8 protein-coding genes, 17 tRNA genes, 2 rRNA genes and 1 riboswitch are annotated in these 9,832 nt (G+C 40.8%); of the genes, 25 read left to right on the top strand and 2 right to left on the bottom strand.

The window, feature by feature from the left end; genetic code table 11:
* From F7732_RS16760 to F7732_RS16670, 19 genes are all read left to right on the top strand, one after another.
* Positions 1–120: ribosomal RNA gene (locus F7732_RS16760) — 23S ribosomal RNA — on the top strand; the annotation flags it as partial.
* Positions 121–236: 116 nt separating this feature from the next.
* Positions 237–353, top strand: a 5S ribosomal RNA gene (rrf, locus tag F7732_RS16755).
* 20 nt (positions 354–373) lie between these two features.
* Positions 374–448 (top strand) — tRNA-Asn (locus tag F7732_RS16750).
* 3 nt (positions 449–451) lie between these two features.
* Positions 452–544: transfer RNA gene (locus F7732_RS16745), tRNA-Ser, on the top strand.
* Positions 545–560: 16 nt separating this feature from the next.
* Positions 561–635, top strand: a tRNA-Glu gene (locus F7732_RS16740).
* Positions 636–643: 8 nt separating this feature from the next.
* Positions 644–719 (top strand) — tRNA-Val (locus F7732_RS16735).
* 10 nt (positions 720–729) lie between these two features.
* Positions 730–803: transfer RNA gene (locus F7732_RS16730), tRNA-Met, on the top strand.
* 3 nt (positions 804–806) lie between these two features.
* Positions 807–883 (top strand) — tRNA-Asp (locus F7732_RS16725).
* 25 nt (positions 884–908) lie between these two features.
* Positions 909–984, top strand: a tRNA-Phe gene (locus tag F7732_RS16720).
* A gap of 5 nt (positions 985–989) precedes the next feature.
* A tRNA-Thr gene (locus tag F7732_RS16715) sits at positions 990–1,065 on the top strand.
* Positions 1,066–1,083: 18 nt separating this feature from the next.
* Positions 1,084–1,167 (top strand) — tRNA-Tyr (locus F7732_RS16710).
* A 5-nt stretch (positions 1,168–1,172) separates the two neighbouring features.
* Positions 1,173–1,243 (top strand) — tRNA-Trp (locus F7732_RS16705).
* An 11-nt stretch (positions 1,244–1,254) separates the two neighbouring features.
* Positions 1,255–1,330: transfer RNA gene (locus tag F7732_RS16700), tRNA-His, on the top strand.
* A gap of 45 nt (positions 1,331–1,375) precedes the next feature.
* A tRNA-His gene (locus tag F7732_RS16695) sits at positions 1,376–1,451 on the top strand.
* 10 nt (positions 1,452–1,461) lie between these two features.
* Positions 1,462–1,536 (top strand) — tRNA-Gln (locus tag F7732_RS16690).
* Positions 1,537–1,539: 3 nt separating this feature from the next.
* Positions 1,540–1,614 (top strand) — tRNA-Gly (locus F7732_RS16685).
* Positions 1,615–1,623: 9 nt separating this feature from the next.
* Positions 1,624–1,697: transfer RNA gene (locus tag F7732_RS16680), tRNA-Cys, on the top strand.
* 15 nt (positions 1,698–1,712) lie between these two features.
* A tRNA-Leu gene (locus tag F7732_RS16675) sits at positions 1,713–1,798 on the top strand.
* A gap of 30 nt (positions 1,799–1,828) precedes the next feature.
* Positions 1,829–1,910: transfer RNA gene (locus F7732_RS16670), tRNA-Leu, on the top strand.
* A gap of 208 nt (positions 1,911–2,118) precedes the next feature.
* Here the strand turns inward: F7732_RS16670 and F7732_RS16665 are convergent.
* Positions 2,119–3,060, bottom strand: a complete 942-nt coding sequence (locus F7732_RS16665; RefSeq protein ID WP_151575126.1) for a hypothetical protein — start codon at positions 3,058–3,060, stop codon at positions 2,119–2,121.
* Between the two features lie 346 nt (positions 3,061–3,406).
* A riboswitch (SAM riboswitch) is annotated at positions 3,407–3,505 on the top strand.
* 135 nt (positions 3,506–3,640) lie between these two features.
* On the opposite strand from F7732_RS16665, the gene solA reads away from it, so the two are divergent.
* The 4 genes from solA (at position 3,641) to F7732_RS16645 (ending at position 7,814) form a co-directional block, all read left to right on the top strand.
* Positions 3,641–4,780 (top strand): N-methyl-L-tryptophan oxidase, encoded by a 1,140-nt coding sequence (gene solA / locus F7732_RS16660; RefSeq protein WP_151575125.1) that lies wholly within the window; start codon positions 3,641–3,643, stop codon positions 4,778–4,780.
* Positions 4,781–4,810: 30 nt separating this feature from the next.
* Entirely contained in the window at positions 4,811–5,647 is an 837-nt protein-coding gene (locus F7732_RS16655) for a MetQ/NlpA family ABC transporter substrate-binding protein (RefSeq protein WP_151575124.1), read from the top strand.
* A gap of 182 nt (positions 5,648–5,829) precedes the next feature.
* Positions 5,830–6,474, top strand: a complete 645-nt coding sequence (locus F7732_RS16650) for a glycosyltransferase (RefSeq protein ID WP_151575123.1) — start codon at positions 5,830–5,832, stop codon at positions 6,472–6,474.
* A 650-nt stretch (positions 6,475–7,124) separates the two neighbouring features.
* Positions 7,125–7,814 carry a hypothetical protein gene (locus F7732_RS16645; RefSeq protein ID WP_151575122.1) on the top strand — a complete coding sequence of 230 codons (690 nt, stop codon included), beginning with the start codon at positions 7,125–7,127 and terminating at the stop codon, positions 7,812–7,814.
* Between the two features lie 96 nt (positions 7,815–7,910).
* Here the strand turns inward: F7732_RS16645 and F7732_RS16640 are convergent, their stop codons facing one another.
* Positions 7,911–8,753 (bottom strand): hypothetical protein, encoded by an 843-nt coding sequence (locus F7732_RS16640; protein WP_151575121.1) that lies wholly within the window; start codon positions 8,751–8,753, stop codon positions 7,911–7,913.
* 175 nt (positions 8,754–8,928) lie between these two features.
* Here F7732_RS16640 and F7732_RS16635 point away from each other — a divergent pair, with 175 nt between their 5' ends.
* Positions 8,929–9,342: a hypothetical protein gene (locus tag F7732_RS16635; protein WP_151575120.1), complete on the top strand. Its 414-nt coding sequence runs from the start codon at positions 8,929–8,931 to the stop codon at positions 9,340–9,342.
* A gap of 16 nt (positions 9,343–9,358) precedes the next feature.
* On the top strand, positions 9,359–9,829 hold the full coding sequence (locus F7732_RS16630) for a hypothetical protein (protein WP_240056665.1): 471 nt from the start codon (positions 9,359–9,361) through the stop codon (positions 9,827–9,829).
* Positions 9,830–9,832: the final 3 nt, after the last annotated feature.

Here is a 9,832-nt window from a genome sequence, read left to right as displayed (position 1 = left end):
AGATTTCCCATAGCGTCAAGCTAGTAAGAACCCTGAAAGATGATCAGGTTGATAGGTCAGAGGTGGAAGCGTGGCGACACGTGCAGCTGACTGATACTAATCGTTCGAGGACTTAACCACACAATGGCATTACTGTTTTCTTCTTCTAACATTATCTAGTTTTGAAGGAACAATTTTTATAAAATGTTCTTGACTTTTCTTAAAAAGACGATATAATAATATTTGTCTTTAAAAAGTCCGGTGGCGATAGCGAGAAGGTCACACCCGTTCCCATCCCGAACACGGAAGTTAAGCTTCTCAGCGCCAATGGTAGTTAGGGGCTGTCCCCTTGTGAGAGTAGGACGCTGCCGGGCGAAACAAATTATCCTATTATTCCGCAGTAGCTCAGTGGTAGAGCACTCGGCTGTTAACCGAGCGGTCGTAGGTTCGAATCCTACCTGCGGAGCCATATGGAGAGCTGTCCGAGTGGCCGAAGGAGCACGATTGGAAATCGTGTAGGCGGTTTATAGCTGTCTCAAGGGTTCAAATCCCTTGCTCTCCGCCATTCTAAAATATATTATGGCCCCTTGGTCAAGCGGTTAAGACACCGCCCTTTCACGGCGGTAACACGGGTTCGAATCCCGTAGGGGTCACCATTCATTTCGGAGGATTAGCTCAGCTGGGAGAGCATCTGCCTTACAAGCAGAGGGTCGGCGGTTCGATCCCGTCATCCTCCACCATTATTATTATCGCGGGGTGGAGCAGTCCGGTAGCTCGTCGGGCTCATAACCCGAAGGTCGCAGGTTCAAATCCTGCCCCCGCAATTTGGTCCGGTAGTTCAGTTGGTTAGAATGCCTGCCTGTCACGCAGGAGGTCGCGGGTTCGAGTCCCGTCCGGACCGCCATTTTTAAAAAGAAATCCATACATATGGCTCAGTAGCTCAGTCGGTAGAGCAAAGGACTGAAAATCCTTGTGTCGGCGGTTCGATTCCGTCCTGAGCCACCACTACTGCCGGTTTAGCTCAATTGGTAGAGCAACTGACTTGTAATCAGTAGGTTGGGGGTTCAAGTCCTCTAGCCGGCACCAGCAGTGTTTATATAATCCGGAGGGGTAGCGAAGTGGCTAAACGCGGCGGACTGTAAATCCGCTCCTTAGGGTTCGGCGGTTCGAATCCGTCCCCCTCCACCATTTTTAGGGGTATAGTTTAATGGTAAAACGAAGGTCTCCAAAACCTTTGATGTGGGTTCGATTCCTACTACCCCTGTAATTTTTATGGCGATTGTGGCGAAGTGGTTAACGCATCGGATTGTGGTTCCGACATTCGTGGGTTCGATTCCCATCAGTCGCCCCATTTAATTTTCACAAGACAAACTAGATATTCATATTATACATTATGGCGATTGTGGCGAAGTGGTTAACGCATCGGATTGTGGTTCCGACATTCGTGGGTTCGATTCCCATCAGTCGCCCCATATATTTTATTGGGCTATAGCCAAGCGGTAAGGCAATGGACTTTGACTCCATCATGCGTAGGTTCGAATCCTGCTAGCCCAGCCATTCGCGGAAGTAGTTCAGTGGTAGAACACCACCTTGCCAAGGTGGGGGTCGCGGGTTCGAATCCCGTCTTCCGCTCCAATTATTTATGGCGGCATAGCCAAGTGGTAAGGCATGGGTCTGCAAAACCCTGATCACCGGTTCAAATCCGGTTGCCGCCTCCATAATTGTTCAGAAACGCCGGGGTGGCGGAACTGGCAGACGCACAGGACTTAAAATCCTGCGGTAGGTGACTACCGTACCGGTTCGATTCCGGTCCTCGGCACTTTTAGAAGTGCCATTTAATATTTTATATGCCGGTGTGGCGGAATTGGCAGACGCGCACGACTCAAAATCGTGTTCCTTCTGGAGTGTCGGTTCGACCCCGACCACCGGTATCATTTAGTTGATATTGAATCGTTAATATAAAATCAAGCTCATAATCCTAGAAACTACAAGGATCATGAGCTTTTTTTTTCTAACTATTCATAGTGATTGATATAAAATCATTTCATTCTCCACAATATTAAAACTCCCACCAAAAAACACATAGACAAAGCCATCTCTGACTCTGTCTACTTTACTATTCTCAATATACCCTCAGCTCTAAGAACAAGACTCAAACAACTCAATTCTCTCCCAATGCACATCAGTTAACTCTTTCTCCAGTTCATCTCTTTGCAATTTAATTTCCTTCAAAGTAGCTTTCACAAGGTCATACATTTCTTCTGTCTGTGACATGGCATCGTTAATTTTTCCATGGACCATCCAATCGACAACGATACCATCAAAGAAGTAATCGGCAACAGTAAGCATATTGCCGATATCGTAATCATGGTCAAAATGCTTTTTAAGATCCAGCAGCTCTTCTCGAAATTGTCGGAGGGTGTGCTGGGCATCATGGATGAGATCCTGGGCGCTATTGTAGCGGCTATGTTTTACAAAAGTAGAAATAGTGCCGCCGCCGAACATATCAAAGGTCGACCAATTATGTGCAGATTCTAATTCGTCCAGTGCCTCATCTAACTGATGTTTTGCTTTTTGTCCGACTTCAATTGCTTCATTGTACTCCTTTAAGCCTGCAAACAACTCTGCTTCTTTTTCTGAAAGGGTGTATAATTGGTCGTTCCAAAATGAATCAGTATCGCGGATTAACTGTTCTTTTTCTTTTATAATTGCTTCGTATTCCACATCAGCATTTGCTACAGATGTAAGCTCCATTTCAAACTTTCTTATCTCATCTTCCATGTCAGCGATGGTTTCCATCGCTTCCTTATACTTAAGCTTCATAGCTGCAATTAGCTGTTCTTCTTGATCAATCTTCTCAAGTTTTTTACCAATTAAAGAATAAAAAATATTGGCAAGGGTGAAGGATTCAAAACGGCTAACATCTTCCTTTTTCTCTTCTAACATATGCATATACATGTCCCGTTTTTGTATTTCTAACTGTAAATCGGCCTTTAAGCGTTCCAAATGATCCTCATACTTCTCTTTTTTCCTCAAATCATCCTTCACAATGAGTAACTTTTCATTTAGCTCAGTAAACATTTGCGCTCCCCCTATACAGCTCTTTATTGTATATACGGAACTGGCAGAATAAGGTTTCAAATTTGCAGGGAACTTTGCACTATTCGGATATAGTTACTAAAAGGCAATACTGAAAGCGTAGATGATATAGCGGTCATACGCTTTTCCGCCACTTTATGGTAAGTGCGGTGCTGTGAGAGAGGCGAAAAGTCTCTAATAGTATCATTTTAAAAAGAACAAAACTGTCAATTTAGTATTTTTAGATTTATATATAATTATTAGAACAATCAAAAAAACACTTGACCTCCATTTAATTTATCGCTAAACTAAGTCCATCGCATATATACTATTAACAACTTAATAATATTTCTTATCCAGAGAGGTGGAGGGACTGGCCCTATGATACCTCGGCAACAGACAATTTGTACTGTGCCAATTCCAGCAAGCAATGCTTGATAGATAAGAAGAGTAGGTTTTATTTATTTTAAAGTAAAGATCTCTTCTGATATCAGAAGGGATCTTTTTTTGGGGTTTGTATGAAGAGTAGAAAACCAGAAACATTTTTACTAAGAAAAATTCATTATGAAAAGGAGATACAATCATGAGTAATTCTTTTGATGCGGATTTCGCGGTTGTTGGTTTAGGTTCAATGGGGAGTTTTGCTTTTTGGCAGCTTGCAAAAAGAAATGAGAAGGTAATTGGGTTCGAACAATTTAAGCCAGGGCATGATCAAGGTGCTGGGCATGGGGAAACAAGAATTTTTCGGACGGCTTATGGAGAAGGTGTAGATTATGTTCCATTACTGCAGGAAGCACGTACGCTTTGGCGGGAATTAGAAGCTGAAACCAATGTGGAGCTATACACCGAAAATGGAGGAACGATGTTTGGCCCAGCAGGTGATGCTTTTATTGAAACGGTTGAAGAAAGTGTGCATACATATAATCTTCCGCATAAAGCGTTGAGTGTGGAAGAAGCTAGGAACGAATTTTCTCAGATACAGTTTAAGGACGATCAAAAGGTCATATATGAAGAATTTGCTGGATATGTTCGCCCGGAATTAGCGATTGAAACAGCGGTAAAGCGTGGAGAGGAACTGGGAGGCAAAGTCTATTCAGATACAGCAGTAACCTCAATTGAGCATGATAAGGATGGTGTAACTATTTCCACTGGAGAACAGGAATTTAGAGTGAAAAAGGTGATTGTATCTGCTGGCGGATGGACGAATAGTCTTTTACCTCAGCTTAATTTTCCTCTTAAGTTAGAGCGTCAGGTTTTGGTTTGGTATGATGCGAAAAATCCTGAGCAGTTTACTTCTGATGTATTCCCAATCTTTTCAAGAGTAGTGGATGGAGTAGGTTTTTATGGTTTTCCAAGTCTTGATGGAAAAACAGTGAAAGTGGCCATTCATCATGGTGGAGGAGATCTCATTGATCATCCAAGTGAAGTTGATCGGGAAATCCACGAAAAAGATGTGGAGCCTGTGACGAGACTTGTGAAGGAATACCTGCCGAATCTTATACCTGCACCTGTTAAAGTGAAGACGTGCTTCTATACAAATACACCGGATGAGCATTTTATTCTTGGAGAAGCACCAGGGTTATCAAATGTTATTCTGCTTGGACCAATGGCAGGACATGGGTTTAAATTCGCACCGGTTATCGGGAAAATAGGTGCAGAATTAGCTGTTGGTGAAACTCCCGAGTTAGCAATCGAAATTTTTAGTCCGAATCGATTTAAATAATCATACATCTTATGAGGAAAGAAGGAAAATATGGTGAAAAACAAACTTATGGTTTTAATACTTATTTTAACAGCAATACTTGCAGCATGTGCATCAGAAAGCAGCCCTGGTGATAATGTTGTAAAGGTTGGAACCACTTCTGCAGAAGCGCCAACGTGGGAGCTTGTAAAGGATCTGGCGGCTGAAGAAGATATTGAAATTGAAATCATTAATTTTAATGATTATGTACAGCCGAATCTCACATTAGATAGCGGTGAAATTGACCTAAATGCCTTTCAGACGATTGTTTATTTTGATAGCTTTGTCGAGGATAGAAACCTGGATTTAGCTGCAATTGGAACTACTTCTATATGGCCAATGGGAATTTACTCTAATAGAATTCAGGATGTCAGCGAATTGCAAGAAGGGGACCAGGTTATTATTCCCAAGGATCCTACAAACCTAGGAAGAGCACTTTCACTTCTGGAAAAAGCTGAATTGATCCAACTCAAAGAAGGTTTTGATGGTACCGGGGGAGTAGAAAATGTAGTAGAAAACCCTAAGAACTTAGAAATTATTCCTGTCGATGCAGGACAAACTCCACGCGGTTTAGATGACGCAGCTATTTCCATTATAAATTCGGATATGGCCATCAACTCAGGGCTAAATCCTACGAATGATCCTATCTTTAGAGAGGATTCAAGTAATAAAGCATACATCAATATTATAGCAGCTCAAACAGAGAACAAAGATGATGAGGTTCTAAATAGAATCGTAGAAATCTATCATACGGATGAAGTATCAAGTTTTATTGAAGAAGAATTTGGAGGGGCTGCACTTCCGGTTAAAGAACCTATTTCGTTTTTAGATGATTACGAACAAAATTGATTTAGACACTAGCCTGCTAAAGGTTGCAAAAGGCGTGGGAAAAGAAATAGGGTAATAAAAAAGTGGCGCATCAGATTGATGTGTCTATTTTTTTGACTTCAGAAAGAAATGAATGGCATAAAATATTCACACTTATCAATAATAACAAAGAGTATGCCACCATTTTGAAAGGAGGAGGTTTTATGAGAAAGTTATTAGTAATGAGTTTTATTTTTATCAGTTTATTAAGCATGCTGGCTGGTACATCCAGTGCTTATGCTAAACCCCAGGATCAGTGTATGAGTCAATCCCAGGTGAACTTCGAAAATGAATTCAGAAGACTTTGGATTGATCATGTACTGTGGACAAGTAATTATATTACAAGTGCTACAACAGCTGAAGCGGAGGATCAGCAGCAGGTGCTTACTAGACTTCTGAAGAATCAGGAGGACATTGGGAATGCAATAAAGCCAGTGTATGGAGAGGAAGCGGGGAACAAGCTTACAAGTTTGCTTAAGGAGCATATTGAAATTGCGGGAAAGATTGTAGATGCAGCTAAAAGCGGAAACACAAACTTGGTCAATCAGCTAAACAAAGAGTGGTATAGAAATGCAGATGATCTAGCCGTTTTTCTCAGCAGTGCTAATCCCAACTTGAAAAAAGAAGACCTTAAGAAAATGCTTGATATGCATCTGCAATTAGTAACCAACGATTTAACTGCTAGCTTAACAAAAGATTGGGATGCTAGAATCGCTTCAATTGATGAAGGCATTTCACATATTATTCTAATGGCAGATACTATTTCAGATGCAGTAGTAAAGCAATTCCCTGATCAATTTAAAAAATAAAGAATATTATCTAAAGAACTTGAACTGCATCACAATTATTAGACATCTAACAATTGAAGGAGCAGTTTTTCTATGATGAATTTTATTTGAGTGAGTTGCATTTAATTTGTATTCCGTACCTTTTTCAAATGGAATCGCTTAATGAATTGTATCATTGACCTTATTAAAAAGGGTGAGCTCCCTATTATGAAAAGCCAAAGGAGTGAATCCCATCCTCACAAGAAATATCGTAAGTGCTTCCATTTCTGGCACCATATATAGTATTGATCCATTCTTAAAGAGGCTTCATAAAACATTTAGATGGAAGAATGCCGTTATTAGTTTGGTGATCCCCGTTCTGACATTCCCTTTACTTTTTGGTTTAAGTAGTGTGATTGAAATGCTAAAATGGTAAAAGTGAGAAGTTGTTTAGTGGATGAAGAAGTGTAATCTAAGACTATATAAAAAGGGTGATGGTTTTGTCATAACTCATTGAGTCACTCTCAAATCAATAACCCATCAAATTGTAAAACCTGCGCTTCTCACACTCCGAGAAGCGTTTTTATACAGTTACTGAAAACAAAATCTAAAATACCCCCACAACCCGTTACATTCACATAAACATCCCCGAACTTTCTTTCATATTCTATAGTAATGAAAGGAGGACAAGCATGAACAACAAATATTTCACCCAAGAGAATAAAGGCAATCCTGCTGCAAACGCTCATGAATCAAAGCGTTTCAAGATACAAAGTAATAAGAGAAGTCATTCTTACAAAGAAGCCGGAATCATCCATAGAATCGGGATGGATTATGTAGATTTGCTGCAGAGTGATTATAGTGTTGTTAGGGTGTTAACGAGACGAATTAAGAAGATTCATTGGGTCGATCATCATTGCCGAAACAAATGCCTGGATCATGTGGATTTTGAGAAGGCATGCAGAGGCAGAGACCATGATCTGAACTGTTCTAATTGCAGCCGGCATCACCGAGATTGCCGCTGTGGTAAGAAACACAAAAATTATTCCGATTTCGATAAAATATCAAGGGAATATGATCGTCACGATGGGTACTGCGCTCATTGCGGCCGACATCAGCAAGATTGTCATTGTGGTATGGGCTCTAGGGAAAAGTTCATAGATTCCTATCTGGATTTACACTGTTCCCATTGCCGCAGAGACCATGATAACTGTCATTGCGGCAAGCAGTTCCATCGCATCAAGGATTCTGTTATTCCTTACTGTGATGACCGGATTCATTTGCGGTTAGCTGGATTGACGGATAGCTTTCAATACAAGCTATTCAAGCATAAAGGCTGTAAAGTTGTCCTGGAGCTGGATTTATCGGATACTTTTGATTAACTCAAAAAAGGAAGGTGCCATGTGAGGTTCCTTCCTTTTAAACGTCCCATTTCATTTACGGTTTACTCTACAATTATAAGCTTTGCCCTTCCGTCTTTATTTCTCCAGCTCAATCAAACAAATATTCTCAAAGTCGATCCATTGTTCTTCATCGTATTTTTTGAGAAGCAGGTCACTCTCCTCTACTTTTTCCAAGGTGCCATCCTGTTCAAATTTGTCTGTTTCAGTTTGAATGTAGGCGTAATAACCAACGTAGCTTTCAAGAAGCATGCTAAGTTTTAAGCCGAAAAATATGTTCAGCAAATAAGGGCTCCGTGTAACGATTTCACCGAAATGAAATGTCAGGTTTCTTCTCAGGCATGGGTTGATGCAGAGCAGTTCTTGTTCATCGTCATCATCCATTTTTTTGCTTCTGTCCATATTGTATATGGACAGAAGCCTCCACGTTGGAAGGATGGTGATATTGTTGGTATCTGCATTTTCAATAATAATAAAATCATTTCCTGCGTCCAGGAAGTATCCGCAGACTTCTTCCTTTTTTTCCTTGCAGCTATAATAGACGGTTACGAATTGGTTTCTGAAGGAACGAAGGCTTACTTGAAGTGCTCTGGCATTCGCTTCGTCGTCATCATCCTCAGCAGAAAGGGCAAGCAGGAGCTCATTCGCAAGTGTAATGCATCTTTCTATTTCCACAAGTTCTTTCTGTGGAAAGGAACTGAAGGGGGAAGTGAATTTTGGCTGTGGAAGCGTTTTTGGACAATCTTTAGGCACACAAAAATCATCATCCTTTACTCCCGCAGGCACCATCTCTGGACAGCGAAATGGTGTTTTTCCATGTATGAACTCTTCTTCTAAGCATTCAATCTCATCCCAAACCCTTACATTCCTCAGTTCTTTAACAGCAGTTTTTCTCTTTTTATAAGCTGAAATGGTCAACAACCTCCTTTTATCTGTACATATACCTAATGTATGGATCTTCACTGAATTATGGTTGGGCAAATGACTAAGGCAGGTGCATTTCTAAATGAAACTGTAAAAATATACATATTGGTTATAGTCCAAGCTTTTAGGAACATAACCATTACAAACAGGAAATTTGGAGGAGACTGGAGCCATGGGGCATTTAGGGTTTTTGTTATATGGAAACCTTGTACTGATCTTATTGCTGTATTTATATCTTTATAAAATTCGTAAACTCATCGGTTTTCAGCTGGGGATGAATATTTCCATGCTGGCAGGCGGTTTTGGTGCGATTGCCACAGGAGTGATCCTCATTTATCAGTTTCCATTAAAATTTGTCATGATAACGATGATTACAGCGATAATCGGCATGATGATTGGCGGCCTTTTTGGTGCACTTTTTGATTATCAGACTCTGTTGACTGGTTATATAAATGGTTTAATGATGGGCATTATGGCACCGATGGTAGGCGCAGCTGCCAACACTAGCATTCTCTTTCTATTTTTTATTGAAGCGGTCTTCCTGCTTTCTCTCCTGCTTGTTTTTCTTTCTGCTAAAAATACATAAGTAAGGAGTTTTGAATGTGGAATTATCCCCTCTATTTATTATGCTGTTTCTTGTAAATGGTCTTATGGGATTTTTCTTTTATTTTGTCATGTATAAAAAAAGAAAGCTATTTGCGGACCGCTTTGGAATGGTAATGGCCGCGGCAGGCAGCAGTATCTTCTGCATGAACTTGGCCATGCTTCTTCACTTCATTTTTCCTTTTGAAATTGGCGTGCTGGCGATCCTATCAACTGCGATCGGCGGCGGGATTGGATTACTTTACGGTGCACTCGTCCGCTTTCAGTCCTTATTGGCTGGCTTCTCCCATGGCAGCATTGGCTCCATCATGGGAACGATGGTTGGTGCGGTAGTGGAAAATCCAGCATTATGCGGATTGCCTGCTGCTTATTTTAACGACGTGGAGAACAATATGATTCTATTTGGTTTATTTGGCACTGGTTTGGTATTTTCCACATTTGGTTTGTTATTTTACTCCTTGCGAGTATAAATA

The sequence above is a fragment of the Bacillus mesophilum genome, assembly GCF_008923265.1.
In the GTDB taxonomy this organism is placed as follows: domain Bacteria; phylum Bacillota; class Bacilli; order Bacillales; family Cytobacillaceae; genus Cytobacillus; species Cytobacillus mesophilum.
This window is presented reverse-complemented; position numbering and strand designations above follow the sequence as displayed.

What these genes read in the sequence shown, in the direction of transcription:
- F7732_RS16665 (WP_151575126.1), bottom strand. Translation starts at nt 3,060, where the DNA reads ATGTTTACTGAGCTAAATGAAAAGTTACTCATTGTGAAGGATGATTTG.
- solA (WP_151575125.1), top strand. Translation starts at nt 3,641, where the DNA reads ATGAGTAATTCTTTTGATGCGGATTTCGCGGTTGTTGGTTTAGGTTCA.
- F7732_RS16655 (WP_151575124.1), top strand. Translation starts at nt 4,811, where the DNA reads ATGGTGAAAAACAAACTTATGGTTTTAATACTTATTTTAACAGCAATA.
- F7732_RS16650 (WP_151575123.1), top strand. Translation starts at nt 5,830, where the DNA reads ATGAGAAAGTTATTAGTAATGAGTTTTATTTTTATCAGTTTATTAAGC.
- F7732_RS16645 (WP_151575122.1), top strand. Translation starts at nt 7,125, where the DNA reads ATGAACAACAAATATTTCACCCAAGAGAATAAAGGCAATCCTGCTGCA.
- F7732_RS16635 (WP_151575120.1), top strand. Translation starts at nt 8,929, where the DNA reads ATGGGGCATTTAGGGTTTTTGTTATATGGAAACCTTGTACTGATCTTA.